The following is a 24,748-nucleotide window of genomic DNA, read 5'->3' on the forward strand; positions in this document are numbered from 1 at the left end:
GCGGTCGGCGGCACGTCCGCACCTGGCGTCGACAGACGGGGACCAGGTTACCGGCGCGCCAGGGCACCCGTGGCAGGTGACCGACCCGCGACCGGACGCCGCCGGGCGGGCACCCCGGGCCCGCGGGTTCAGCCCGCGTAGCGCAGCTCGACCCGCCGGTTCGTCGCGCGCGCCGCGCCGACGTCCTCACCCTGCTCGGCCACGGCCGGCTGGCTCTCGCCGAGCCCGACCACGTCGAGCACCAGGTCCGGGCGCACGGCGGCGATGACGGCTGCGACCGCCTGGGCACGGGACTGCGACAGCACGAGGTTGTGCTCTTCGGTGTCCACGGAGTCGGTGTGCCCGTGCACGGCCAGCGACGCCCCCTGCGGGACCTCCGCGACGAGGGCGCCGATCGCCGATCGCGCCGGCTCGGACAGCTCGGCGCTGTCAGACGTGAACAGGATGTCGGACGCCAGCGTCACGACGGTCTCCGAGGCCTCGTGCTCGACGGTCTCCAGGGGCCGGACGGCGCCGTCCGTCGAGAACTGGTGCACGACGAACATCCCGTCGAGATCGACGTACTCCAGCACCGACGCCCGGAGCACCTCGGGTGAGGGCTCCGCGGGCAGGCCCAGGTCGGCCAGGGTCTGGATCGCGAGCGGGTCGGGACGGTCGTCCTCGGTGCGGACGCCGGTCGCGACGGACGGCGCCGCCGTCAGCACCGGCACCACGAGCCCGACCAGGAGGGCCGCCGTGCGGGAGCCGAACGGACGCCTGATGACGTGCTGCACGGCGCTCAGTCCTCGTACGTCACGGGGACGTCCTCGAACTGCGGCCACGCGTCGACCAGCAGGAGGTCGAGCGTGTCGACGTCGTCCTCGGGCGCCGCGAACCAGGCCTGGTAGCGCACCGAGGCGCCGTTGACGGCCGACGCGTACGCCCGGTTGGTCTCCCACCGCTGGCCGGTCTCCGAGAGCACGTAGTACTGCTTGAGATGCTCACGGTCGGTGAGGACCGGGTACCAGTTCGACCCGCTCGACGTGTCGTAGATGCTCACGTCGTCCTCGGCGGCGACCGAGGCGAAGTCCGGGGTGACGACCAGGCGCAGCTCCATGGTCTTGCCGTGCGCGACGAGCGACTCGATGCCGATCGTGACGGTGTCGCCGGGCTGGTCGACGACGTCGAACGTCGCCTCGGCGATGACGTCCGCAGGGTCGACGTCATCGACGGTGATGCCCGAGCCGTCGGCGACGGCCGAGGACGTGGGCGACTCCTGCACGGGGTCCGTCCCGCCGGACGTGCACCCGGCGAGGGCGAGCACGGGCACGAACGCCGTGACGAGCGCAGAGACGAGCGCGGGGACGGGCAGGGCGCGGGCGGTGCGCATCAGGGTGACCTCCTCAGGGACGAGGGGACACGGTAGCGGGTGATGTCCGATTCGTCCGGTTTCCGACCAGGATGCGGGAGCCGCGACTGGGGACCAGGTCACCGGCGCGCCGGGCCCGGTTGCTCCCGCTCACCGCGCCCGGGCGCCCGGGTGCCACGTGGCCCACGTGAGGTCCCACGGCGGGTCGCCGCGCTCGACGGCTGCGATGACCACTTCACCGGTCGCCCTGATCGCTGACGCCTCCTCGGCGGTCAGCACACCGAGCTCCACCGCCGCGAGAAGTTCGTCCTCGTCCTTCCACCGCCACCACGACAGGTCAGGGGCGACGACGATGTCGAGCACGTGGTCGAGGGTCTCGAAGCCGTCGGCCGTCCGTCGCAGCGGCTCCTGGAGGTTGACGTACCAGGACGCGACGTCTCGCTCGTCCGGGGTCGAGAATCGCCACACCTCGAACGGCTGGCCGACGCGACCGATCCGCAGAAGCCCGGGTGGGTGCCACGCCTTGTCGCGGAGGGTCCAGCGCCGGCTCGCCATGATCCGCAGGTAGTCACGGCGCTCGGACGGGTCGATGGGCTCTCGCGTCACCGTGCCGGCGGCTTGGTGCAGGACGAGCAGGTCGGGTTCGTCGACCACGACGGTCACCGGTCGCTCCGTCCACACGAGGCGGTCGACCACCTCGCGGACGACAACGCACTCGCCAGGGCGGAAGTGCTCGCTCATGCGCCCATCCTCCCCGGTGTGCGGCAGGGGCGCGGAGCGGCCTCGACTACCGTCAGCGCATGCGAACGCGTGCGGGGAACCCCGGCAGAGCGGGGGCGCGCGTCGAGCGCAGCAGTCGGGTCGGCGCCTGGGTTCTCGCGGCGGCCCTGTTGCCGACGCTCGCCGCTTGCACCCCCGACGGCTCACCCGCGGCCGGCACGCCCACCCCGACCGGAACCGTGAGCAGCTCTCCGGCGCAGGAGGTCCCGCTGGTCGCCGGCGACCTCACCCTCACCGCGCGCGTGCTTCCCGGGGCGAGCATCACCTCGGCGCCCGGGGAGGACGGCTCCACGCAGGCCACCGTGCTGCAGGTCGCACCCGCCACGACCACCGCCTCTGCCGCGGCGGACGTGACGCTGGTCGAGATCGTGCCGCCTGACGGGACGACCGCGACCGTGCTCTCGGACGGCTCGGCCACCCTCGCCGATGCCACGGGCGCTCTCGTCGGCGGGTTCTCCACCCCGACCGGGCCGCACGGCGCCGCACTGGTCGCGACCGCGGACGGCACCCTCGACGTCGTCGTGCCGTCCGACGCCACGCAGGAGGTGGGCCTGTGGCTCGCGTCCTCCGCCCTCCTGGGCACCGTGTGGGGCGACCAGGAGGGCGGGCGTTCCCTCTCGGTGAGCCCGACCGCGTGGGCCCGCGCGGGGAGCCTGGCGGCGCAGGAGCTCGTGTGGTCCCAGCTGGTGGCCCGCGAGCCCGAGGCGGACGCCACGACGATGCACGACCAGCTCCTGTGCCACATGCTCGGCGCTCCCACGAAGGACACCTGGAACCTCGAGCCGTGGCGCCCCGAGGTCGACCTGGTGACGCTCGTCGCCACCAAGTGCAACCCCACGGAGACCGACGCCGGCTGAGCAGCGCGAGCCCTCGCGCGACGGCGTCCGGACTTCATGAGAACGCGCACATCAACGGTCCTTTTTGGGCCGTTCTGACCGGTTCTTGGCCTAGGCTGCGCACGACCCCCGCCGTCCCCGCAGGGTCTTCCGCACTGCCCGAAGTCGCCCGAGAAGAGGTCCCATGCGCCGTCGCGCGCTCGCCGCCGCCACCCTCACCGTGCTCGCCCTGCTGACCAGCGCGACCAGCGCGACCGCGGGCGGCTCCGACGACCCGACGCCGTACACCGTGACCTCCTCCGAGCTCGAGCTGCCCGCGGGCGACACGTTCGGTGAGCACGACCACGTCAACGTGGCCTACACGACCGCGTTCGGCACGGGTTCGGCGAACCTGCACACCGGGATCCCCGGCTCCCCCGGGGCCGACGTGATCGGTCAGGGCGAGGTCAGCTGGTCGCGCATCGGGGTCCCGACCGGCGCCTGCATCACGTGGGTGCAGGTCAGCGGCTTCAACGAGCACTTCGGCGAGGGCGGCCAGTCCCCGGTGTGCACCACGCGGCCGGTCGTCCCGAAGCCCGGCACTCCGACGCCCACCGCGCCCACCGCGCCCGCCACCCCGGTCGCCACGCCGACGCCGACGGAGACGGAGACGACGGGGGTCGCCCCCTCCCCGACGGCCACCACGACGCCGTCGCCCGAGGTCACCACGGGTGCCGGCCCGACGGCCACGCCGGTGACCGAGGTGCTGCCGGCCCCCACGCCGTCGGCATCACGCTCGACGACGCCCACCACGGCAGCCGGCCCGACGGCCACGCCCGTGACCGAGGTGCTCGCCGCGCCGACCGCGCAGGCGGGAGTCGTGACCGAGGTGCTCGCCGCGGGCGAGTCCACCGGCACCCTGGCGGCGACCGGCTCCCAGGGTGCGCTCCTCATCCTCACGGTGGGTCTGCTGCTCGTCGCCGCAGGCACGACCACGCTCGCCCTCCGCCGCCGGGCCCGGGCCACCGTGCAGTCCCGCTGACCTGAGCCGCACGCCCCTTCGACGGGGCCCCACCGGCCCGTCGAGCGCGGATCCCCCGCCCGCGCGCCACGCGACCCCCCGAGACGCCGTCTCGGGGGGTCGCGTGCGTGCACGTCCGGGCGCACGCCCTGCGCGGGTCGGCCCGGTCCCCGCCTGCCGGGCTGACCGGCCGACAGGCGGGGAGATGGTGGTCAGCGGCGCACGTGCTTCTCGGGCACGGGTGCGTCGCTCGAGGCACGCTGCGCCTTGAACCAGGCACGCGCCTCGTCCTGCCGCTCGGCCTCGACGCCCGACGCGATCGGGGCGCGCAGGTGCGCCTGCTCGTAGCCGAACGCGTCGACCAGCTCCTGCGCGTGCGGCCGCAGGCGGGCCAGCAGACGGTCGATGTACGAGGTGACGGTCCGCGCCCGCCCGGCCGAGAGCCGGCCGTTGACCAGGTACCAGGACAGGTGCGCCTCGATGAGCCGCAGGCCGAACAGGTCGCGCAGCCAGGTGACGACCTGCCGCGTGCCCCTGTCGTCGATGCGGGCGAGCGCCGCGGTGAACGACTCCCACTGCACGAGGTCGGCGTGCGCCTGCGCCGCCTCGATGAGCTGGTGCTGGTACTGGTTGAACAGCGCGGCGGCCTGCGCGGGCGAGGCCTTCTGCGCGGGGCGCAGACCGGCGGCGATCTCGGCGACCATCGTCTCGACGCGGTCCACGAGCAGCTCGCGCTGCGTCGAGGTGTCGCGCAGGTGGCCGACCGAGCGACGGGGGTCGCCGACGTCGGTGATGGTCTGCAGGGCACGGACGAGCGGGGTGCGGTAGCGGGCGGCGTCGGCCGCGCGCTCGGCGACGAGCCGGGCGACCTTGACCGCGTCGAGGTGGCGCATGTCCTTGGCGTAGTCGGCGAGCAGCCGCTTGCCGACCAGCTGCAGCAGGACGGTGTTGTCGCCCTCGAACGTGGCGAACACGTCGAGGTCCGCGCGCAGCCCGGTGATCCTGTTCTCGGCGAGGAAGCCCGCGCCACCGCAGGCCTCACGCGCGGTCTGCAGCGTGCGCAGCGCCTGCCAGGTCGAGGACGCCTTGAGCGCCGCGGCCATCGTCTCGAGGTCCTCGCGCGTCTCCTCGGTGTCGTTGCGACCGGAGAACACGTCGTCGAACAGGGCGAGCAGGTCCTCGTGCGCGAACCCGGACGCGTAGGCCGAGGCGACGAGGGGCAGCAGACGGCGCTGGTGCTCGGCGTAGTCGAGCAGCACGGTCTCCTCGCCGGTCGCGCCCTGGAACTGCCGACGCTGGTTGGCGTAGGTGACGGCGATCGTCAGACCGATGCGTGCCGCACCCACGGCCGCGCCGTCGAGCGAGACCCGGCCCTGCACGAGCGTGCCGAGCATGGTGAAGAACCGACGGCCCGGGCTGGCGATCGACGAGGTGTACGTGCCGTCCGCGGCGACGTCGCCGTACCGGTTGAGCAGGTTGGTGCGCGGCACCCGCACGCCGGTGAAGTGCAGGCGGCCGTTGTCGATGCCGTTGAGCCCGCCCTTGAGCCCGTCGTCCTCGCCGCCGATGCCGGGCAGGAAGGCGCCGTGCTCGTCCTTGAGCGGCACGTACAGGGCGTGCACGCCGTGGTTGACCGGGCCTTCGCCGGGTGCCGCGGTGATGAGCTGGGCGAACACGACGGCGGCCGTGCCGTGCAGCGCGGCGTTGCCGAGGTAGTCCTTCCAGGCCGCCCGGAACGGGGTGTCGATCACGAACTCCTGGGTCGCCGGGTCGTACGTGGCGGTCGTGCCGATCGCGGCGACGTCGGAGCCGTGGCCCGTCTCGGTCATCGCGAACGCACCGGGGACCTTCAGGGAGAGCGCGTCGGCCAGGAACTCGTCGTGGTTGCGCTCGGTGCCCAGGTGCAGGATCGCCGAGGCGAACAGGCCCCACTGCACGCCCGACTTGATCTGCACCGACGGGTCGGCGGACACGAGCTCCTCGAACCGGGACAGCGAGCCGCCGTGGTCGTCCACGCCACCGAACCGGGCGGGGAACGCCCGGTTCATGCTGCCGGTCGCCGCCAGGGCGCGCAGCTGGGCCAGGACGCGCTCGCGATGCTCGGCCATCGACAGGCCGTCGACCTGGTGGAACTGGGGGTCGGCCATGAGCGCCCGGGCGGAGCGGCGCAGCTCGGGGTAGTGGCCGAGCAGCACCTCGTGCAGGCGCTCGACGTCGACGCCGGTCTCGGCGTCGAGCCGGGGGTCGCCGGGCTCGACGGTGGCGCCGAGCCTTCCGTTGGTGCGGTCGGGGCGGGGTGTGGTCGTGGTCATCGGTTCTCCTCGTCGAGCGTGACCGTGTCCGGTGGGGGTGTGTGCAGCGGGTCGGACGATGGGGGTACGGGGGTGTCGGCGACGCCGCCGAGGGGTCCGCGGCCTCGGGCGAGCAGGCCGACGGGCCCGGCCCAGAGCCAGGCGGCGACCTGCGCGGTGAGGGTCTGCCGGTCGGGCACGCCGGGCTCGTCGCGGTGCGCCATCCACCACTCGCCGGATCCGCGGACGAAGCCGACGGCTCCCGCGGCCCAGGGCTCGGCGAGCTGGCGTGCGAGCTCCTCGGCCCGCACGACGTCCGCGCCGGCGCCGGACCCCACGTGCTCCTCGGCCATGGCCCGGGCGAACGGTGCCGCCACCAGCGCGGTGACCGAGTCGAGGAAGTGGCCGAGGGGTCCGCCGGACTCGACCGACCCGTCGCGTGTGACGAACGCGTACACGTGCGGCGAGGACTCGATCATCTCGAGGTAGACGGCGACCATGGCGCGCAGCCCTTCGCGCGGCGTCGGTGCGACGCGCAGCACGCCTTCGAGGGCGCCCTGGATCTGCAGCACGACGGCCTCGGCGACGGCGATCTGCAGCCCGGTCTTGTCGGCGAAGTACCGGTAGACGATCGACTTCGACGTGCCGGCGGCTGCGGCGATCTCCTCCATGGAGACGTCGGGGCCGCGGTGGTGCACGGTCTTGCGCGCGATGCGCACGAGCTCGGCCCGGCGGGCCTCGCGGTGGTCGACCCAGCGGGTGGCGCGCCCGTCGGGCGGGTACGCGGGCATCTCGGGGGGCGGTTCGGTCGGCGAGACCGGCGGGCCTGCGGCAGGGGTGGCGGGGCGGCCGGTGGCGAGGGCACGCAGGTCACGGACGGGCATCCCGGGGGTGCCCGTCGGCGTCCGGCTCGTCGTCGTCGACGGGCCCGGTGTGATCTGGCTCACGGAACCGAAGGTATCAGGTACTGTGGGTTTCGGACACCATGTCGGGACTTTCGACCCTCGACACTCCCGCGCGACGGGCCGCACGATCACCCGACGCGGGACATCACGACGACGTGAGAGGAACGCAGCATGGCCACCCCCACCCCGCAGCGCCGCGCCTACGTACTGGGCGGCAACCGCATCCCGTTCGCCCGCGCCGGCGGCCCCTACGCCCACGCGTCCAACCAGGACATGCTCACCGTCGCGCTCGACGGGCTCGTCGCCCGCTACGGCCTGCAGGGCGAACGCATCGGCGAGGTCGCCGCCGGAGCCGTGCTCAAGCACAGCCGCGACTTCAACCTCACGCGCGAGTCCGTGCTCGGCTCCGCGCTGTCCGCCGAGACCCCCGCCTACGACGTGCAGCAGGCCTGCGCGACCGGCCTCGAGACGCTCGTCTCGCTGAGCAACAAGATCCGCCTCGGCCAGCTCGAGTCCGCGATCTCCGGCGGCGTCGACACGACCTCCGACGCGCCCATCGCCGTCAGCGACCGCCTGCGTCGCGCGCTGCTCGACCTGTCCCGCGCCAAGACCGCCGGGCAGAAGCTCGCCGCCGCCGCGAAGATCCGCCCCAAGGACCTCGCCCCCTCCACGCCGCGCACCTCCGAACCGCGCACAGAGCTGTCGATGGGCGAGCACCAGGCGATCACCACCGCGCAGTGGGGCATCACGCGCGAGGCGCAGGACCAGCTCGCACTCGCCAGCCACCTCAACCTCGCCGCCGCGTGGGACGCCGGGTTCTTCGACGACCTCGTCACCCCGTACCGCGGGCTGATCCGCGACCAGAACCTGCGCGCCGACTCCTCGCTCGAGAAGCTCGCCGGCCTCAAGCCCACGTTCGGGCTCGGCCTGGACACCCCCGCGACCATGACCGCCGGCAACTCGACCCCGCTCACCGACGGCGCCTCGACGGTGCTGCTCGGCTCGCAGGAGTGGGCCTCGGCGCACGACCTCACACCGCTGGCCGCCGTGATCGACGCCGAGGCCGCCGCGGTCGACTTCATGCACGGGGACGACGGGCTGCTCATGGCCCCCGTGTTCGCCGTGCCGCGGCTGCTCGCCCGCAACGGGCTCACGCTCGACGACCTCGAGCTCATCGAGATCCACGAGGCGTTCGCCTCGACCGTGCTGTGCGCGCTGGCCGCGTGGGAGTCCGACGACTTCGGCCGCGAGCGCCTCGGCCTGGACGGCGCGTTCGGCAAGGTCGACCGCGACCGGCTCAACGTGCACGGCTCGTCGCTCGCCGCCGGGCACCCGTTCGCCGCGACCGGCGGGCGCATCGTCGCGACGGTCTCCGCCGAGCTGCACCGTCGCCGCGTCGCTCGCCTGGCCGCCGGGGACGACAGGCCACCGCGGGCGCTCGTCTCGATCTGCGCCGCCGGTGGCCTGGGCCTGACCGCACTGCTGGAGGCAGCGTGAGCACCACCGGCCGTACCCCTGGAAGCACCCCTGGACGCACCCCTGCCGGATCGCGACGCGAGAGCGGAACCGAGATGAGCGACACCTACCTGCGGCTCGTGAACAGCGGCGTCACCGCGAAGATCGCCAAGCAGCTCGGGCTGCCCCGGCCCTCCCCGCTGCAGCGCTACACCCCTGGTCAGCCGCTCGTCGACGGACCCGTGCTCGTGCTCGGCACCGGCAAGGACACCGACGCGATCGCCGGGCTGCTCGCCGCACCGACGGCCGACTTCGGCTGGGACCTCGACGTGCACCGGCACGCCACACCCGACACACGCTGGGCCGCCTTGGTGCTGGTGCTCAGCGAGGTCGTGCACCCCGACGACCTGACCGCACCCGTGCTCGAGGCCGCGTCCGTGCTGCGCAGCCTGAAGAGCGGCGCGCGCGTCGTGACGATCTCCCGGCCCGCCGGGGACGACGACGCCCCCGCGATGTCGGCCGCCCGGCAGGGGGTCGACGGGTTCCTGCGGTCGCTGGCCAAGGAGCTGCGCGGCGGGTCGACCGGCAACGGCGTCGTCGTGGCCGACGGCGTGCCCGTCACCGCCCCCGCGGCCGTCGGGGCGCTGCGGTTCTTCCTGTCGACGCGTTCGGCGTTCGTCGACGGGCAGCTGCTCGCCGTCGACTCCGAGACCGGGTCGCTGCCCGACGACTGGGACCGGCCGCTGGCCGGACGCGTCGCCGTCGTCACCGGGGCGGCCCGCGGCATCGGCGCGGCCATCGTCGACGTTCTCGCGCGCGACGGCGCGACCGTCGTGGCCGTCGACGTGCCCGCCGCCGGGGAGCAGCTGGCCGCCGTCGCCAACCGGGTGCGCGGCACCGCGCTGCAGGTCGACGTCACCGCCGAGGACGCCGGTCGGCGCATCCTCGACCACGCCCTGGCCCGGCACGGACGGCTCGACATCGTGGTGCACAACGCCGGGATCACGCGCGACAAGCTGCTCGCCAACATGAAGCCCGACCAGTGGGGCTCGGTGCTGGCCGTCAACATCGCCGCGCAGCTGCGCATCAACGAGACGCTGCTGACCTCGGGCGACTTCACCGACGCGCCGCGCATCGTCTCGCTCGCCTCGACGTCGGGCATCGCCGGCAACCGCGGGCAGACCAACTACGCGACGTCCAAGGGCGGGGTCATCGGCATGGTGCGGGCCACCGCGCCGCTGCTCGCCCCGTTCGGCGGCACCGCCAACGCCGTGGCACCGGGGTTCATCGAGACCGAGATGACCGCCCGGATCCCGGCCCTGACCCGGCAGGTCGCCCGGCGGCTCAACTCGCTGCAGCAGGGCGGGCAGCCGGTCGACGTCGCCGAGACCGTCGCGTTCCTCGCCTCGCCGCAGGCCGGCGGGATCGTCGGGCGGGTGCTGCGGGTCTGCGGGCAGAACATGGTCGGTCAGTGACGGCGGACCTCGACCTGCCCGTGGGGACGCCCGGGCACGCACCGGTCGTCGTCGAGCTGCCGGGGGTGCCCGGGCTCGGCGGGACGTACGCGCGCGGACTCGCGACCGGCGGACGGCTGGCTGTCGCCCGACGGACCGGCTCCGCACCCACCGCCCTGGCCGACGTGCGGTACGTCGCCCGAGGTGTGCGCGCCGACGCCGACCACCTCACCGCGTACCAGCACCTGCTCGGCGAGTCCGGCAGCGACGCCCTGCCCGCCGGGTTCGTGCACGTGCTCGCCTTCCCCGTCGCGACCGCACTCATGGCCCGGGCCGACTTCCCGCTGCCGATGCTCGGCCTGGTCCACCTGGCCAACCGGGTCGAGCAGCACCGACCCCTCGGCCTGGACGACACGTTCGACGTGCACGCCCACGCCGAAGGGCTGCGACCCCACCGGTCGGGCACGCAGGTCGACCTCGTCACGGAGGCGCACGTGGACGGCACGCTCGCCTGGCGGGGTGTCTCGACGTACCTGGCCAAGGGCCTCCGCCTCGCCGAGGACGACGGGGCCGCGGCCGACGAGCCGCCCCGCGCCGCGTTCGAGCCGCCCGTGCCCACCGGGCAGTGGCGGCTCGACGGCGACACCGGCCAGCGGTACGCGGCCGTGTCCGGGGACGTGAACCCCATCCACACCTCCACCCTCGGCGCCAAGGCCCTCGGGTTCCCGCGGCGGATCGCGCACGGGATGTACACCGCCGCCCGGGCGCTGGCCGACGTCGGCGCCGCCCGCGGGGACGCGTTCGCCTGGACCGTCACGTTCGACAAGCCCGTGCTGCTGCCGGGCGCGGTCGCCGTGCGGGTCGCCCGCGAGGGCGACGGGTTCGCCTACGCGGGGTGGCACCCGCGGAGCGGGAAGCCGCACCTGCGGGGCACGGTCACGCCCCGTCCCTGAGGTCGGCCCTCCACGCCGCCGACGCCCGTCCGACTTCGGTGAGGTACTGGTCGCGGTCGAAGTGCAGGTCGAGCAGATCCCACGACCTGCCCTCGTGCCTGGCGGCCCTGTCGGCGAGCGGGCCGTCGAAGACACCGACATAGTCGCGGAAGTCGACCCACGACACACGACGCCCGTCCGGCGATGCGACGACCGCCGGGGCGATCACGCCGCAGCCGGCGATGCCGCAGGAGCACAGGTACAGGGCCACCCGCTGCCCGTGCTCCACCGGGACGAGCGGTGAGGTCTCGCGCAGCATCTCGGCGGGGTCGAACCCTCGCCACGCCGGCCGGACCGTGGCGAAGAGGTCCTTGCCGTCGACCAGGATCTGCACCACAGGTCGGTCCGATCGGCCGTCGAGCACCTCGACGCGCAGAGACAGGCGGGACAGGTGGGGGCCGCGGCGTCGCGGAGCATCAGTCATGAGGGCGGCGTTCGTCGGTACGCCGGGACCATCGACGGCGGCTCGCGAACGAACCGATCGCAGGTTCGCCGTCCACGGACGGCGAAGGTTGGCAGGGCGAAGGTACGGGCGACCACCCGAGGGGAGCAAGGCCCGGGCGTCCTCTACGGTCGTCCCGTGACGAGCCTCGACGCCCTGTGGGACTTCGACGACCCGGCCGCGTCCGAGGAGCGGTTCCGTGCGGCCGCCGCTGCGGCCGGCGACGCTGCACGCGCGGACGTCCTGCGGACCCAGGTGGCCCGCGCGCTGGGGCTGCAGGGACGGTTCGACGAGGCCCGCCTGCTGCTCGGCAGCCTGACGTCGAACAGCCCGGAGGTCCGGACGCGGGTGCTGCTCGAGCGGGGGCGGGTGCTCCGGTCCTCCGGGGAGTCGTCGGCCGCGGAGCCCTTGTTCCGCGCCGCGGCGGTCCAGGCAGCCGGGGCAGGGCTGGACGGGCTGGAGGTCGACGCGCTGCACATGGTCGCCCTCACGCTCGAGGGGCAGGACCAGGTCGATGCGACCGTGCGGGCGCTCAAGCGGGCGCGGTCCTCCACCGACCCGGCGGCGCTCGCGTGGGAGCCGTCGCTGCTGAACAACCTCGGCATGGCCTGCTCGGGGCTCGGCGACTGGACGCGGGCGCTGGCGGCGTTCGAGGAGGCACTCGCGCTGCGGCGGACCGCCGGGGACGTCGGGCCCGTCAACGTCGCCCGGTGGATGGTCGCGTGGGCGCTGCGGAACCTCGGCCGGACGGACGAGGCCCTCGCTCGGCAGCGCGAGCTGAAGGCCGACCTCGTGGCCGCCGGGCTCGAGGACCCGTACGTCGACGAGGAGATCGCGCTGCTCGAGGGCGGGACCGCCGGCCCGTAACGATCTCGCGGGTGTCAGGCCAGCCGCGCCAGCAGCCCGTCGCGTGCGGCTGGCCACTCCTCGGCCAGGATCGACAGGTACACCGAGTCGCTGCGGGTGCCGTCGGTTCGCAACCGGTGCCGGCGCAGGACGCCCTCGCGCACCGCGCCGAGCCGTTCGATCGCGGCGACCGAGCGGGTGTTGAGCACGTCCGCGCGGAACGCGACGCGCACCAGGCCGAGCTCCTCGAACGCGTGCCGGAGCAGCAGGTACTTGCACGCCGGGTTGTTCGTGGTGCCCCACCACACGGGCGCGTAGAACGTGTTGCCGATCTCGACGCGACCGACGTGCGGCTCGAGGTCGTAGTAGGACGTGCTCCCGCGCACGGCGCCGGTGGCCTGGTCGAGCACCGCGAAGCTGAGGCGGCCGGGCTGCGCCTGGGCGGTCGTGATCCAGCTGCGCATCGCGTCGACGCCCTGCGGCGTCGGGGTGGTCATCCCGGCCCAGATGCGGTCGTCGACGAAGGCGGCCAGGCCGGCGGCGTGCGACTCGTCCAGCGGGACCAACCGGGTCCCGTACCCCTCGAGCGTCAGGTCGTGCAGCATGCGGGTGATCCTGTCAGGCCCGCGACCTGCGGCGTCGGCGGTGTCCGACGACGGTGCGTCCGACCAGTCCGACGGCCATGACCCCGAGCCCGGCGAGGACCACATGCGGCGGCAGGGCGGCGACCAGCCCGAGGCACCCGAGCAGCCCGAGCACCTGCAGCGCGCGCGGGGTGCGGCGGTCCGCGCCGGTCTGGTTGAGCGCCGCGGCGTTGGCGACCGCGTAATAGACGAGCACGCCGAACGAGGAGAAGCCGAGCACGCCGGTCAGGTCGACGGTGAGCACGAGCACGACCACGACCAGGCCGAGCGCGACCTCTGCGCGGGCAGGCACCGAGTGCCGGGTGTCGACCACGGTGAGCGCGGCGGGCAGGTCACCGCCGCGTCCCATCGCCAGGGCGGTGCGGCCGAGCCCGGCGAGCAGCGCGAGGAGCGCACCGAGCGAGGCGGCGACCGCCGCGACCCGCACGAACGGGACGAGACCGGGTGCGACCTGCTCGGCGACGTCCACCAGCGGCACCACGGAGGCAGCGAGCCGGTCCGGGCCGAGGACGGCGAGCGTGGTCACGGCGACGACCGCGTAGACCAGCACGGCCGCGGCCAGGCTGGCGGCCACCGCGCGCGGGATGGTCCGGCGCGGGTCACGGACCTCCTCGCCGAGCGAGGCGACCCGGGCGTAGCCGGCGAACGCGAAGAACAGCAGCGCGGCGGCCTGCGCGATCCCGGTGAGGCCGGCGGCGGTGGCCGTCCCGAGGTCGATCCGTCCGGCGTCCGCCCCGCGCCATCCGGCGACGACGAGAGCGGCCAGCACGAGGAGCACCCCGACGAGCAGCACGCGCGCCACCGCCACGGTGCGGGTCACCCCGCGCAGGTTCACCGCGACGAGCAGCACGACGACCCCCGCGGCGACCGGGCGCTGCCACGGCGCGGGGACCAGGGCGAGCGCGACGGTCGTGGCCATGACCGCGCAGGACGCGACCTTGCCGGTGACGAACCCCCAACCGGCGACGAACCCCCACACCGGTCCGAGGCGTTCGCGCCCGAACGTGTAGGCGCCGCCGGACGTCGGGTAGGCGGCCGCGAGCTGGGCGGTCGACATCGCGTTCGCGTAGGCGACGACCGCGGCGAGCGCGAGCCCGAGCAGCAGACCCGTCCCGGCCGCACGAGCCGCGGGCGCGAGCGCGACGAACACGCCCGCGCCAAGCATGGACGACAGCCCGACGACGACCGCGTCGCCCGTGCCGAGGCGCCGGACGAGCGTGCCTGCCGCGGGACGGTGCGGCTGCACGTCGGGGCGGTCGTGGCCGTCAGGCTGCGCGCGGATCACCGCCCGATCCAAGCATCGGCGGGTCGGCCGCGGGCGTCCGGCGGACGTCGGGTCGATGACCATCCGAGGTCGACCCGTCGCCACGGTCACCGCGCGGCACGACCCGCGGGGCCGCCGTGCGGGTCGGCTCAGTCGTCCAGAGCCGGGCCGCACGCGGCGGCCGCGGTGGCTGCCAGGTGGTCGAGCCCTCGCACCTCGACGAGCGGTCGGGTGTCGTCGACGACCGTCCAGCACCCCTCGACGACCTCGTACTGCGCGCGAGGGCCGTAGGCCAGGTACGAGGTGAGCGCGGCGATCAGCCGGTCCACGTACTCGCTCGTGCTGCCCACGCCGACCGACGCCCGGATGGCCCCCTCGGAGGCACCGAGCCGGGCCAGCAGCGGGTGCGCGCAGAACCGTCCGTCGCGCACCCCGATGCCGTGCTCGGCCGACAGGTACGCGGCGACCAGCCCCGGGTTGTGCCCCGCGACCGTGAACGTCACGACGCCGACAGGGTCGGTGGAGTCCGGCCAGATCCGCACGACGTCGACGCCGTCGATCGCGGCCAGGCCGTCGACCAGCCGGGTGCGCAGTACCTGCTCGTGCGCCTCGAGGGCACCGGCGGGCAGCGCCGCGAGCGTCTCGCACGCCTGGGCCAGCGCGATGGCGCCGATGACGTTGGGCGAGCCGGCCTCGTGCCGGGCCGGGGCCGGCTGCCAGACGGTGCGGTCGGCCCGCACGTCGCGCACCGCTCCCCCGCCGGCGAGGTAGGGAGCACCGGTGTCGAGCCAGTCGCGTCGACCGACGAGCGCGCCGGCCCCGAACGGCGCGTACGTCTTGTGGCCGGAGAACGCGACGTAGTCGGCGCCGGTCGCGGCCAGCGAGAACCCGCGGTGCGGCACGAGCTGAGCGCCGTCGACGACGACGCGGGCACCGGCCGCGTGCGCGAGGGCGACGACCTGCTCGACGGGCAGCGCCTCCCCGGTCACGTTCGACGCGCCCGTCACCGCCACGAGCGCGTACGGCAAGCGTGCGAGCTCGTCGCGCAGCGAGGCGAGGGTGGCGGCGACCGTCGGCTCGACGGGAAGGATCGTCGCGGTGCGTCCGGTGGCCGACCCTGCGGCGCCACCGGCCTGCACCCAGGGCAGCAGGTTGGCGTGGTGCTCGACGTCCAGCACGAGCACGCGCCCCCCGGTCGGCACGACGCCCGCGAGCAGGTTGAGGGAGTCGGTCGTGTTGCGGGTGATGACGGCGACGTCGTCCTCTCGTGCCCCGACGAACGCGGCGACGGCCCGCCGGGACGACTCGTACAGCGCGGTCGAGACCTGCGAGAGGTACCCGGCGCCGCGGTGCACGGAGGCGTAGAGCGGCAGGACCTCGGCGACCCGGGCCGTCACGGACTCCAGGGAGGGCGCGCTCGCCGCGTAGTCGAGGTTGGCGTAGACGCGGCTGGTGCCGTCGACGAGCGGGACGGTCGTGCTGCCACCCGTGACGGGGAGCAGCGCGTGCCGGGCGGTGTCCGCTACGAGGGCGGTGAACGTGCCGGTCGGGACGCCCGTGGCCTCGTCGGCACAGGTCAGCAGGTCGGTGAGAGTCGTCATGGCATGCCTCCGGAACGGTCCGGGGACCCCGAGGTTCCCCGCGCTTGCCGTGCGCCGGGCGGCGGACGGCCAGGTCGTCACCCGGGGCACCCCACCGCGGAAGGAGGGTTGCCGGCCAGCAAGCCGGGGCTACGCGCTGGCACTCGTGACCTGGCTCGAGGATCGTGGCCGCGGGACGGCGATGTCAACGCGTGGCCCACGTCGATCTCACGATTCGAACCGGGCCCGGCACGTTCCTGCCCCGCGGCTCGGGACGGAACACCGCAGATCGAACAGTGGTTGAATGTTGCATCAACGACAGGAGCAGCCATGACACTCGAGCTCGGCATCGACACGTTCGGCGACGTCACGAACGGCCCCGACGGCCGCCCCCTCAGCCAGGCGCAGGTGCTGCGGAACGTCGTCGAGCAGGGTGTGCTCGCCGACCGCGTCGGCCTGGACGCCATCGGCCTCGGCGAGCACCACCGCGACGACTTCGCGATCTCCAGCCCCGAGGTCGTGCTCGGTGCGATCGCGGCCCGCACCGAGCGGATCCGCCTCGGCTCGGCCGTCACCGTGCTGTCCTCCGACGACCCGATCCGGGTGTTCCAGCGCTACTCCACGCTCGACGCCGTCTCGAACGGCCGCGCCGAGATCACCGTCGGCCGCGGGTCGTTCACCGAGTCGTTCGGGCTGTTCGGCCTGCCTCTGAGCCGCTACGAGGAGCTGTTCGAGGAGAAGCTCGACCTGTTCGCCCACCTGCTGCACGGGGGGCCGGTCACCTGGTCGGGCGAGACCCGACCGCCGCTCGTCGAGCAGGACGTCTACCCGCCGCTCGAGCACGCACCCCTGCGCACCTGGGTCGGCGTCGGCGGCAGCCCCGAGTCCGTCATCCGCACGGCCCGGCACGGGCTGCACCTCATGCTCGCGATCATCGGCGGCGACCCGGCACGGTTCCGCCCCTACGTCGAGCTGTACCAGCGCGCGCAGAGCGAGCTCGGCACCGGTCCCGGCCTCGTCGGGCAGCACTCCCCCGGGCACGTCGCCGAGACCGACGAGCTCGCGCTCGCGCAGGTCTGGCCGCACTACGAGCAGTACGTCGGCCGCATCGGCCGCGAGCGCGGCTGGCCCCCGCCCACGCGCGCGTCGTTCGAGGACGCGGCCGGCCCCGAAGGGGCGCTGTTCATCGGGTCCCCGCAGACGGTCGCGGCGAAGATCGTGCGCTCGGCGCGGATCCTCGGGCTCGACCGGTTCGACCTGAAGGTCTCCCAGGGCCCGCTTGCGCACGAGCTGACCATGCGCGGCATCGAGCTGTACGGCACCGAGGTCGCCCCGTTGGTCCGAGCCGCCCTCGCGGAGGACGCGGATTCACCCGCAGGCCCGTGAGATGACGGTCCGACACCTCCGCGGACTGGCGTAGCATCCCGGCAACCATCCAGAGCGGCTGAGAGATCTGGCTCGACGACGCCGCAGCAACCCGCAGGTCCCGGTCCGCCGGGCACTGGCCGAGGGTGCTACCGCCAGGACCGATGGAGGACGCATGAGCGCGCACCCTGACGCCCGACCCGCCGCCGGCTACGCCGGAGATCTCACCCCGCAGCAGGCGTGGGACCTGCTCGCCGACGACCCGGACGCCGTCCTGGTCGACGTGCGCACCGACGCCGAGTGGCGCTACGTCGGCGTGCCCGACCTGCGCGGGCTCGACCGGCAGGCCGCGCTCGTCGAGTGGGTCTCCTACCCCTCGGGCCAGCCCAACCCGCAGTTCCTCACCCAGGTCGCCGCCACGGGCGCGACCCCGGGCGACGGGCGAGCCCTGGTCTTCCTGTGCCGCTCCGGGCAGCGCTCGGTCGGCGCCGCGCAGGCCGCGACCACCGCCGGCTACGGCCCGGCGTACAACGTGCTCGAGGGCTTCGAGGGCGCCACGGGCGACGACGGCCACCGCGGCCACGAGGGCTGGCGCGCCGCCGGTCTGCCCTGGGTCCAGCCGTGAGCGCACCCGACCCGGAGACCCGCCGGACACCCGGCCCGGGCGACTGGGACACGCGTCGCGTCGACCGCAGCACGCTCCGTCCCGACACCCTGGCCGTCCGCGGCGGGCTGGTGCGCAGCGAGTTCCACGAGATGTCCGAGGGCCTGTTCCTCACCCAGGGCTACGTGTACGGCTCGGCCGCCGAGGCCGAGGCCGCGTTCGGCGGTGACGTCGACCGGTTCCTCTACTCCCGCTACGGCAACCCGACCGTCTCGACCTTCGAGGAGCGGCTGCGGCTGATCGAGGGCGCCGAGGCCGCGTACGCCACCGCCTCCGGCATGTCCGCGGTGTTCACCGCGCTGGCCGCGCTCGTCCGCTCCGGCTCGCGCATCGTCGCCGCCCGCGCACTGTTCGGCTCGACCGTCGTGATCTTCGACGAGATCCTCGCCGGCTGGGGCGTGCGCACCGACTACGTCGACGGGCACGAGCTCGCGCAGTGGGAGGCCGCACTGGCGACCCCCGCCGACGTCGTGTTCTTCGAGACGCCGTCCAACCCCATGCAGGACCTGGTCGACATCGCCGCGGTGTCCCGCCTCGCGCACGCCGCCGGGGCCACCGTCGTGGTCGACAACGTCTTCGCCACGCCCGTGCTCTCCCAGCCGCTCCCGCTCGGGGCCGACGTCGTCGTCTACTCGGCGACCAAGCACATCGACGGGCAGGGTCGTGTGCTCGGCGGCGCGATCCTCGGCTCGGACGAGTTCGTGCACGGGCCCGTGCAGACGCTCATCCGCAACACCGGGCCGTCGCTGTCGCCCTTCAACGCCTGGGTCCTGCTCAAGGGCCTGGAGACGATGTCGCTGCGCGTGCGGCACCAGACCGCCTCGGCCCTCACGCTGGCGACCTGGCTCGAGCAGCACCCCGCGGTCGAGTCCGTGCGCTACCCGTACCTGCCCTCGCACCCGCAGCACCAGCTGGCGCTGGCCCAGCAGGACGGCGGCGGCACGGTCGTCACCTTCACGCTGCGCACGCCCGACGGCGCGGACGCAGCGGTCGCGAAGGCCTCGACGTTCGCCGTGCTCGACGCCCTACGGCTCGTCGACATCTCGAACAACCTCGGCGACGCCAAGTCGATCGTCACGCACCCCGCCACCACCACGCACCGCAAGCTCGGCCCCGAGGGCCGCGCGAAGGTCGGCATCGGCGAGGCCACCGTGCGGTTCTCCGTCGGGCTCGAGGACCCCGCCGACCTGCAGGACGACCTCGCGCAGGCCCTCGACCGGCTCGCCTGACCCCGTCTGGCGCGGTCTGGCCCGGTCTGGCCCCGGCAGGGAATAGCCGTCGGCCGCTCGGCGGTTGCTGACCGTGGCCGCCGCCGACGGCCACGACGGAGGGAACGGCCCTGACCAGCACGCCCGCACCGACGGCCGACCCGGCCACGCCGCACGCCGACGGGGTGGGCCTGCGCTCCACGCGGGGGCCGCTGCTGCTGGCCATGATGGTGACGACCGGCCTCGTCGCGATCGACTCGACGATCCTGGCCACCGCGGTCCCGACGATCGTCGCCGACCTCGGCGGGTTCGCCAGCTTCCCGTGGCTGTTCTCGATCTACCTGCTCACGCAGGCCGTGAGCGTGCCGATCTACTCCAAGCTCGCGGACACCGTCGGTCGCAAGCCGATCATCCTGCTGGGCATCGGGCTGTTCCTTCTCGGGTCGGTGCTCTGCGGGTTCGCATGGAGCATGCCGGCGCTCATCGCGTTCCGCGCGGTGCAGGGTCTCGGTGCGGGCGCCGTGCAACCGATGGCGATCACGATCGTCGGCGACATCTACACGCTCGCCGAGCGTGCCCGTGCGCAGGGGTACATCGCGAGCGTGTGGGCGATCTCCTCCGTCGTCGGGCCGACGCTCGGCGGGGTGTTCTCCACGTACCTCGACTGGTCGTGGATCTTCTTCGTCAACGTGCCGCTCGGTGCGCTCGCCGCGTGGCTGGTCGTGCGGCACCACCACGAGTCCGTGGAGCGCAGGCCGCACCGGATCGACTGGGCGGGCGGGGCGTTGCTCACGCTCGCGACCACGCTGCTCGTCGTGGCCCTGCTGGAGGGCGGGCACGCCTGGGCGTGGGTCTCGATGCCCAGCATCGGCGCGCTCGCGCTCGGCACCGCCGCCGCTGTGGCGTTCGTGGCCGTGGAGCGACGGGCGACCGAGCCGGTGCTGCCGCTGCGGCTGCTGACCCGGAGGCTCCTGGCGACGACCGCGCTCATCTCCGTCGGGGTGGGCGTCATGCTCATGGGCGTCACCACGTACGTGCCGACGTTCCTCGAGGCGCTGCTCGGGGTGTCGCCGCTGGTGTCCGGGCTGGCACTGGCCGCCCTCACGCTCGGGTGGCCGCTGTCGGCCTCGCAGTCGGGCAAGGTCTACCTGCGGATCGGGTTCCGGCGCACGGTGCTCATCGGCGCGACGCTCACCGTGATCGCCGCCTGCGCGCTCGCCCTCACGTCACGGTCGCCGTCGGTCGTGGCGGTCGCCGCGACGTGCTTCGTCATGGGGATGGGCCTGGGGTTCGTGGCCGCGCCGAGCCTGATCGCCGCGCAGTCGTCCGTCGGGTGGGGCGAGCGGGGCGTCGTGACGGGCGCGAACATGTTCGCCCGGTCGATGGGCAGCGCCGTCGGTGTCGCCGCGCTCGGCGCTCTCGTCACGGGGTTCATGGGCGAGACGGACGCGGCGTCCGCCCCCGCACTGTTCAACGACGCCGCCACGGCCGTGTTCGCCGCGATCGCCGGGGTCGCCGCCCTGACCCTGCTCGTCGGGTTCGCCATGCCCCGCACGACCGCGACGACCGACGACTGAGCACCGCCCGCCCCGCACCGGACCGGACCGGCTCAGTCGCGCACGAGCCCCCCGTGGTACCGCAGCTCGTACAGGCGCTCGCCGCCCTCGCTGATCCACTCGGTGCCCGAGAAGTGCGTGACGTCGCCCTCGCTCGTGTCCGTGTAGGCGTACCCCTGGATCTCGTGCGCGAACCCGCCGAGGAACCGGCCCTCGGCGTACATCGCGCTCAGGGCCGCGCGGATGACGAAGCCGGTGCGCGCCGCGTCGATCAGGTCGGGGCGCAGCAGGTAGCCGTAGTAGTTCATGGCCCACACCGGCTCACCCTCGAACGTCACGAGCTCCTGCCCGAGGAAGTCCGAGGCACCCACGTAGCTGTCGAGGTAGCCCCAGGGCCCCTCGGCGAAAGCCAGGTCGTGCGAACCGGTGCGTGAGGCGGGCACGGGCTCCCCGCCGCCGACATAGGTCACGGACTTCGCACGCACGACGAACCCCTCGAGCGCGACCACGTCGAGCGCCACGCCTGCGTCCTGCACCGTCATCGCACACCCCGTCTCGGAACCGGGAACCTGACCCGTCCGGCGACCGTAGCGCCCGGTACCCACAGGGTCTGGCGAGAGCGGACGACGGCTGCCCCGGTCGTCCCGGACGGGGCAGCCGTCGTCGTGCGATCAGCGACCGGAGCGCGCCACCCACCGACGACGCAGGACCAGCAGGCCCGCGCCGAGCAGCACCCACGCCGCGGCCATGGCCCCGGCCGCACCGACACCGTCAGCGCCGGTGGCCGCCAGGGCCAGCGTCCGCTCCTGGATCCGCAGGATCGTGCCGTCCTGCGCGAGCTGGAACGGCAGCACGAACTGCGCAGGCGTCCCGTCGAGCGCGGTGCCGACCGCGATCAGCCGGTGCGCGCCGCCCTCGAGCCCGGCGGGAAGCATGCCGGTGACGACGGCCGTGCCGTCGGCGCCGACGACCGCCGTGCCGATGACCTGCGGCGTCGAGTGCACCTCGAGGGTCAGGACGGTGCCCGGGCGCAGGCCCGTGCCGCGTGCGCTGACGGGTGCGCCCTCGGCGAGCTCGCCGAGCTGACGGTCCAGCGTCGCCTCGACCGCACTGTCCGGGCCGATGGCGGTGACCGAGGCCGTGGCCTGGCCCGGCAGGGTCAGGTCGTCGCCCGCGGCCGCGGCCGTCACGACGCACAGCCCGGTGCCGACCGCCGTCAGGCGGCCCGAGGCGTCGACGAGGCATGCCCCGGCGGCCGACAGCGTGACGGGCAGATCGAACTCCGAGCGTGCGCTCACGGTCGACGCGTCGCCGCCGAAGACCGGCACGGCGAGCGGGGCGATCGTCACCGCCTGCGACCGCTTGGCGACCGCACCGGTCCGCACGACGGACGACGCCGGCCCGGTGAGCTCGTCGCCCGCCTGCGTGGCGGTCACCGTGCACGGGCCGACACCCGTGACGCTCAGCAGCCCGTCGGTGACGGTGCACGCCCCCTCGGCGGCGAACGTCACGGGCAGGCCGACGCTGGAGGCCGCGACCAGGGTCGTCGAGCCCTGGCCGTAGACGAGGGCCGGCAGCTCGCCGAACGTGACCACCTGACCGCGGCGGGCGACGTCGACGGTCTGCGTGGCCTGCGCGGACTCGGTCTGCGCGTCACCCGCCTGCGTGGCCGTGACCTCGCAGGAGCCGACACCCGTCAGCTGCAGCGACCCGCCGGAGACGGCGCACGCACCGGAGGCTGCGAACGTGACCGGCAGCTCGGAGGACGCCGAGGCGTCCAGCGTGGCGGGCGCGCCCGCGTAGACGAGACCGGCGGGCAGCGCCTCGAACGTCACGGTCTGCGGCCGCTTGGCGACGCTCACGCTGCTGGACGCCGACGACGCGGCGACCGCACTCGTGCCGCCGTAGGTCGCCGAGAGGGCCACGGTGCTCACCGGGTCCGTGCGGTCCTCGACCGTGGCGACGCCGCCGACCAGGGCGAGTCCACCGTGCAGGACGCCGCCGACGGTCACGTCGACCGTGCCCGTGGCAGCAGTCCCGCCCGCGCTCACCGAGACGTGCACGTCGTAGGGCTGACCGCTGACGGGCGCTGCCGGGTCGGTGCTGATGGTCGTCGTCGAGGTCGCCTTCGGCACGATGCTGGTGACGGGCACGGACGGGTCGGACGGGCCGATGACGTTGCTCGCGGTGACGCGGAACGTGTAGCTGACACCGTTGGTCAGCCCGGTGACGTGCCTCGAGCGCTGCGGGGGCGTGCCGCTGGTGGCACCGCACTCGGTCTCCTCGCCGCCCGCGGGCGTGCAGAGCACCGTGTACCCGGTGACGCCGCCGGCCACGTCGGCGGGTGCCGACCAGGACACGTCGGCGCTCGCGTCACCGAACGTGGCCTGCACGTCCAGCGGCGGGGTCGGCACCCGCGTGGCGAACGTCAGCGTCGCACTGCCGCGCGAGCCGGAGCTGTAGCCGCCCATGCCGATCTGGTACGTGGTCCCGGCCTGGAGGTTCACGGTGAGCGACGCGTCCAGCCCGTAGAAGTCGTCGTTGTGCGTGACGAGCGACCCGCCGGTCCACACCTCGAGCGTGTTGTCCCACCCGGCCGGGCTGACCGAGGTCGCACGGATGAACACCCGCACGGCCTGCGCCGGGGTGTACGAGAACCAGGTGACGTTGTTCCAGACGCCCGTCGTACCGGCGGACGCGGTGACGCCCCCGTTGGTCGCCACGAACGAGGAGTCGAGGTCGGCCACCGGAAGCGGGACCGCAGCCCCTCGGTCGGCGCCGCCGGGAGCCGCCGCCGTCGCGGTCGCCGGGACCGGCGAGGCGGTCACCAGCGCGAGCACGGTCACCGCGAGCACGCCGAAGGCACGCCAGAGGTGCGCCACCCGTCGCGTCGCCGTCGAGGTGCGCGGACCCGGTGCGGGTGCGAACGGGGTGGGCTGTCCGGGGCTTCCGGGTGCGGTCATGCCAGGGCTCCAACGGCGTCGGGTGTCTCGATGTCGAGGCACCTATCGAACGCCGCGGCCCATCCGCGAGAAGAAGCCGAGGTGAAGTGCGGGACCAACGTCCTGATCTGGGTGTCTCCACCCGTACCGCCCCGCAGGTGGGCGTCTCACCCGCCCCTGAGCCGCCTGGGGCGAGCCACGGCTGCCGTCAGGTCAGCCGACCAGCGCGTGCAGCACCGAGGTGAAGAACCGCAGCCCGTCCGTCCCCGTGCGCGGACCCTTCGGCCCGTCCGGGCCGAAGCCGGCCTCGACCGCGTGCTCCGGGTGCGGCATCAGACCGACGACGTTGCCCGCCGCGTTCGTGATGCCCGCGATGCCGCGGCGCGACCCGTTCGGGTTCCAGCCCTCGTAGCGGAACACGACGCGGCCCTCGCCCTCGAGCTCGTCGAGCGTGCGCTCGTCGGCGACGTACTGGCCGTCCTGGTTCTTCAGCGGGATCGTGATCTTCTCGCCGAGCGTGTAGTCCCGCGTCCAGGCGGTGTCGACGTTCTGCACGGACAGCACCTGCTCGCGGCAGATGAAGTGCAGGTGGTCGTTCTTGATCATCGACCCGGGCAGCAGGTGCGCCTCGGTGAGCACCTGGAACCCGTTGCAGATGCCCAGCACCGGCAGGCCCTTGCCCGCCGCGTCGACGATCTCGCCCATCACGGGCGCGAACCGGCTGATCGCCCCGGCCCGCAGGTAGTCGCCGTAGGAGAAGCCGCCGGGCAGGACGACCGCGTCCACGCCGTGCAGGTCCGCGTCGGCGTGCCACAGCGGCACCGCCTCCGCACCCGCGAGCCGCACCGCACGTGCCGCGTCCCGGTCGTCCAGCGTCCCGGGAAAGGTGACGACGCCGACGCGCGTCATCAGGCCGAGACCTCGTCCTCGTAGACCGCGACGACGTCCTCGATCACGGGGTTGGACAGCACCTGCTCACCGGCGGCACGGGCCGCGGCCAGCACCTCGTCGGTCACCGGCCCCTCGACCTCGAGCTCGAACCGCTTGCCCTGGCGCACCGACGTGAACTGGGCGAAGCCCAGCCGCGGCAGCGCGCCGGCGACGGCCTTGCCCTGCGGGTCGAGGATCTCGGGCTTCGGCATGACGTCGACGACGACTCGTCCCACGAGGTGGCTC

At 74.1% G+C, this 24,748-nt stretch carries 23 protein-coding genes and 2 riboswitches; of the genes, 10 read left to right on the plus strand and 13 right to left on the minus strand.

The window, feature by feature from the left end; translation table 11 throughout:
• Positions 1-128: 128 nt before the first annotated feature.
• The 3 genes from BKA22_RS20270 to BKA22_RS05340 all read right to left on the minus strand — a co-directional run bounded on the left by BKA22_RS20270 (position 129) and on the right by BKA22_RS05340 (position 2,089).
• Positions 129-773: an OmpA family protein gene (locus BKA22_RS20270; protein WP_146952504.1), complete on the minus strand. Its 645-nt coding sequence runs from the start codon at positions 771-773 to the stop codon at positions 129-131.
• A gap of 5 nt (positions 774-778) precedes the next feature.
• Positions 779-1,369, minus strand: coding sequence for a hypothetical protein (locus BKA22_RS05335; RefSeq protein WP_146952506.1), 591 nt, complete (start codon positions 1,367-1,369; stop codon positions 779-781).
• A gap of 129 nt (positions 1,370-1,498) precedes the next feature.
• Positions 1,499-2,089, minus strand: coding sequence for a ribonuclease FAU-1 family protein (locus BKA22_RS05340; protein WP_146952508.1), 591 nt, complete (start codon positions 2,087-2,089; stop codon positions 1,499-1,501).
• Positions 2,090-2,307: 218 nt separating this feature from the next.
• Here BKA22_RS05340 and BKA22_RS05345 point away from each other — a divergent pair, with 218 nt between their 5' ends.
• Positions 2,308-2,985 (plus strand): DUF2599 domain-containing protein, encoded by a 678-nt coding sequence (locus tag BKA22_RS05345; protein WP_146952509.1) that lies wholly within the window; start codon positions 2,308-2,310, stop codon positions 2,983-2,985.
• A gap of 163 nt (positions 2,986-3,148) precedes the next feature.
• Positions 3,149-3,985 carry a hypothetical protein gene (locus tag BKA22_RS05350; RefSeq protein WP_179561649.1) on the plus strand — a complete coding sequence of 279 codons (837 nt, stop codon included), beginning with the start codon at positions 3,149-3,151 and terminating at the stop codon, positions 3,983-3,985.
• Positions 3,986-4,176: 191 nt separating this feature from the next.
• Here BKA22_RS05350 and BKA22_RS05355 read toward each other — a convergent pair whose 3' ends face one another.
• Positions 4,177-6,276, minus strand: a complete 2,100-nt coding sequence (locus BKA22_RS05355; protein ID WP_146952513.1) for an acyl-CoA dehydrogenase family protein — start codon at positions 6,274-6,276, stop codon at positions 4,177-4,179.
• The gene (locus BKA22_RS05360) at positions 6,273-7,202 is read right to left on the minus strand and encodes a TetR/AcrR family transcriptional regulator (protein WP_223203524.1); all 930 of its coding nucleotides are present in this window, start codon (positions 7,200-7,202) and stop codon (positions 6,273-6,275) included. Before BKA22_RS05360 ends, BKA22_RS05355 begins: the two co-directional genes overlap by 4 nt.
• A 129-nt stretch (positions 7,203-7,331) precedes the next feature.
• Here BKA22_RS05360 and BKA22_RS05365 point away from each other — a divergent pair, with 129 nt between their 5' ends.
• The 3 genes from BKA22_RS05365 to BKA22_RS05375 all read left to right on the plus strand — a co-directional run bounded on the left by BKA22_RS05365 (position 7,332) and on the right by BKA22_RS05375 (position 11,022).
• Positions 7,332-8,657, plus strand: coding sequence for an acetyl-CoA C-acetyltransferase (locus tag BKA22_RS05365; RefSeq protein WP_146952515.1), 1,326 nt, complete (start codon positions 7,332-7,334; stop codon positions 8,655-8,657).
• Positions 8,658-8,731: 74 nt separating this feature from the next.
• Positions 8,732-10,090 (plus strand): 3-oxoacyl-ACP reductase, encoded by a 1,359-nt coding sequence (locus tag BKA22_RS05370; protein WP_146952516.1) that lies wholly within the window; start codon positions 8,732-8,734, stop codon positions 10,088-10,090.
• Positions 10,087-11,022, plus strand: coding sequence for a MaoC/PaaZ C-terminal domain-containing protein (locus BKA22_RS05375; RefSeq protein ID WP_223203525.1), 936 nt, complete (start codon positions 10,087-10,089; stop codon positions 11,020-11,022). The genes BKA22_RS05370 and BKA22_RS05375 overlap by 4 nt, the downstream gene beginning before the upstream one ends.
• Here the strand turns inward: BKA22_RS05375 and BKA22_RS05380 are convergent.
• Complete coding sequence (locus tag BKA22_RS05380; RefSeq protein WP_146952518.1) at positions 11,006-11,485, minus strand: hypothetical protein; 480 nt, start codon at positions 11,483-11,485, stop codon at positions 11,006-11,008. The two genes, BKA22_RS05375 and BKA22_RS05380, sit on opposite strands and share 17 nt — an antisense overlap.
• Before the next feature lie 156 nt (positions 11,486-11,641).
• Between BKA22_RS05380 and BKA22_RS20275 the strand changes: the two genes are divergently transcribed.
• Positions 11,642-12,370 carry a tetratricopeptide repeat protein gene (locus BKA22_RS20275; RefSeq protein ID WP_146952520.1) on the plus strand — a complete coding sequence of 243 codons (729 nt, stop codon included), beginning with the start codon at positions 11,642-11,644 and terminating at the stop codon, positions 12,368-12,370.
• 14 nt (positions 12,371-12,384) lie between these two features.
• Here the strand turns inward: BKA22_RS20275 and BKA22_RS05390 are convergent, their stop codons facing one another.
• The 3 genes from BKA22_RS05390 to BKA22_RS05400 all read right to left on the minus strand — a co-directional run bounded on the left by BKA22_RS05390 (position 12,385) and on the right by BKA22_RS05400 (position 15,858).
• Positions 12,385-12,954 (minus strand): GNAT family N-acetyltransferase, encoded by a 570-nt coding sequence (locus BKA22_RS05390; protein ID WP_146952522.1) that lies wholly within the window; start codon positions 12,952-12,954, stop codon positions 12,385-12,387.
• 13 nt (positions 12,955-12,967) lie between these two features.
• Positions 12,968-14,278 carry an APC family permease gene (locus BKA22_RS05395; RefSeq protein ID WP_223203526.1) on the minus strand — a complete coding sequence of 437 codons (1,311 nt, stop codon included), beginning with the start codon at positions 14,276-14,278 and terminating at the stop codon, positions 12,968-12,970.
• Positions 14,279-14,406: 128 nt separating this feature from the next.
• A complete protein-coding gene (locus BKA22_RS05400) occupies positions 14,407-15,858 on the minus strand; it encodes an aminotransferase class V-fold PLP-dependent enzyme (RefSeq protein WP_146952526.1) in 1,452 nt (483 codons plus the stop codon).
• 35 nt (positions 15,859-15,893) lie between these two features.
• Positions 15,894-16,009, minus strand: a riboswitch (SAM riboswitch).
• 158 nt (positions 16,010-16,167) lie between these two features.
• Here BKA22_RS05400 and BKA22_RS05405 point away from each other — a divergent pair.
• The 4 genes from BKA22_RS05405 (at position 16,168) to BKA22_RS05420 (ending at position 20,651) form a co-directional block, all read left to right on the plus strand.
• Entirely contained in the window at positions 16,168-17,223 is a 1,056-nt protein-coding gene (locus BKA22_RS05405) for an LLM class flavin-dependent oxidoreductase (protein ID WP_146952528.1), read from the plus strand.
• A gap of 42 nt (positions 17,224-17,265) precedes the next feature.
• Positions 17,266-17,373, plus strand: a riboswitch (SAM riboswitch).
• Positions 17,374-17,377: 4 nt separating this feature from the next.
• On the plus strand, positions 17,378-17,827 hold the full coding sequence (locus BKA22_RS05410; protein WP_146952529.1) for a rhodanese-like domain-containing protein: 450 nt from the start codon (positions 17,378-17,380) through the stop codon (positions 17,825-17,827).
• A complete protein-coding gene (locus BKA22_RS05415) occupies positions 17,824-19,095 on the plus strand; it encodes an O-succinylhomoserine sulfhydrylase (protein ID WP_146952531.1) in 1,272 nt (423 codons plus the stop codon). Before BKA22_RS05410 ends, BKA22_RS05415 begins: the two co-directional genes overlap by 4 nt.
• 203 nt (positions 19,096-19,298) lie before the next feature.
• Entirely contained in the window at positions 19,299-20,651 is a 1,353-nt protein-coding gene (locus tag BKA22_RS05420; RefSeq protein WP_146952670.1) for an MFS transporter, read from the plus strand.
• 32 nt (positions 20,652-20,683) lie between these two features.
• Here the strand turns inward: BKA22_RS05420 and BKA22_RS05425 are convergent, their stop codons facing one another.
• From BKA22_RS05425 to purS, 4 genes are all read right to left on the minus strand, one after another.
• Complete coding sequence (locus BKA22_RS05425; protein WP_146952533.1) at positions 20,684-21,172, minus strand: DUF5680 domain-containing protein; 489 nt, start codon at positions 21,170-21,172, stop codon at positions 20,684-20,686.
• A 129-nt stretch (positions 21,173-21,301) separates the two neighbouring features.
• The gene (locus BKA22_RS05430) at positions 21,302-23,593 is read right to left on the minus strand and encodes a fibronectin type III domain-containing protein (protein WP_146952534.1); all 2,292 of its coding nucleotides are present in this window, start codon (positions 23,591-23,593) and stop codon (positions 21,302-21,304) included.
• 192 nt (positions 23,594-23,785) lie between these two features.
• Complete coding sequence (purQ, locus tag BKA22_RS05435; protein ID WP_146952535.1) at positions 23,786-24,481, minus strand: phosphoribosylformylglycinamidine synthase subunit PurQ; 696 nt, start codon at positions 24,479-24,481, stop codon at positions 23,786-23,788.
• Positions 24,481-24,738, minus strand: coding sequence for a phosphoribosylformylglycinamidine synthase subunit PurS (gene purS, locus BKA22_RS05440; protein ID WP_146952536.1), 258 nt, complete (start codon positions 24,736-24,738; stop codon positions 24,481-24,483). Before purS ends, purQ begins: the two co-directional genes overlap by 1 nt.
• Positions 24,739-24,748: the final 10 nt, after the last annotated feature.

Origin of the sequence: Cellulomonas soli (assembly GCF_013409305.1) — a bacterium.
Taxonomy (GTDB): Bacteria; Actinomycetota; Actinomycetes; order Actinomycetales; family Cellulomonadaceae; genus Cellulomonas; species Cellulomonas soli.

What these genes read in the sequence shown, in the direction of transcription:
- BKA22_RS05355 (WP_146952513.1), bottom strand. Translation starts at nt 6,276, where the DNA reads ATGACCACGACCACACCCCGCCCCGACCGCACCAACGGAAGGCTCGGC.
- BKA22_RS05380 (WP_146952518.1), bottom strand. Translation starts at nt 11,485, where the DNA reads ATGACTGATGCTCCGCGACGCCGCGGCCCCCACCTGTCCCGCCTGTCT.
- BKA22_RS05390 (WP_146952522.1), bottom strand. Translation starts at nt 12,954, where the DNA reads ATGCTGCACGACCTGACGCTCGAGGGGTACGGGACCCGGTTGGTCCCG.
- BKA22_RS05430 (WP_146952534.1), bottom strand. Translation starts at nt 23,593, where the DNA reads ATGACCGCACCCGGAAGCCCCGGACAGCCCACCCCGTTCGCACCCGCA.
- BKA22_RS05420 (WP_146952670.1), top strand. Translation starts at nt 19,299, where the DNA reads ATGATGGTGACGACCGGCCTCGTCGCGATCGACTCGACGATCCTGGCC.
- BKA22_RS05335 (WP_146952506.1), bottom strand. Translation starts at nt 1,369, where the DNA reads ATGCGCACCGCCCGCGCCCTGCCCGTCCCCGCGCTCGTCTCTGCGCTC.
- BKA22_RS05400 (WP_146952526.1), bottom strand. Translation starts at nt 15,858, where the DNA reads ATGACGACTCTCACCGACCTGCTGACCTGTGCCGACGAGGCCACGGGC.
- BKA22_RS05370 (WP_146952516.1), top strand. Translation starts at nt 8,732, where the DNA reads ATGAGCGACACCTACCTGCGGCTCGTGAACAGCGGCGTCACCGCGAAG.
- BKA22_RS05405 (WP_146952528.1), top strand. Translation starts at nt 16,168, where the DNA reads ATGACACTCGAGCTCGGCATCGACACGTTCGGCGACGTCACGAACGGC.
- BKA22_RS05425 (WP_146952533.1), bottom strand. Translation starts at nt 21,172, where the DNA reads ATGACGGTGCAGGACGCAGGCGTGGCGCTCGACGTGGTCGCGCTCGAG.
- BKA22_RS05340 (WP_146952508.1), bottom strand. Translation starts at nt 2,089, where the DNA reads ATGAGCGAGCACTTCCGCCCTGGCGAGTGCGTTGTCGTCCGCGAGGTG.
- BKA22_RS05410 (WP_146952529.1), top strand. Translation starts at nt 17,378, where the DNA reads ATGAGCGCGCACCCTGACGCCCGACCCGCCGCCGGCTACGCCGGAGAT.
- BKA22_RS05350 (WP_179561649.1), top strand. Translation starts at nt 3,149, where the DNA reads ATGCGCCGTCGCGCGCTCGCCGCCGCCACCCTCACCGTGCTCGCCCTG.
- purQ (WP_146952535.1), bottom strand. Translation starts at nt 24,481, where the DNA reads ATGACGCGCGTCGGCGTCGTCACCTTTCCCGGGACGCTGGACGACCGG.
- BKA22_RS05365 (WP_146952515.1), top strand. Translation starts at nt 7,332, where the DNA reads ATGGCCACCCCCACCCCGCAGCGCCGCGCCTACGTACTGGGCGGCAAC.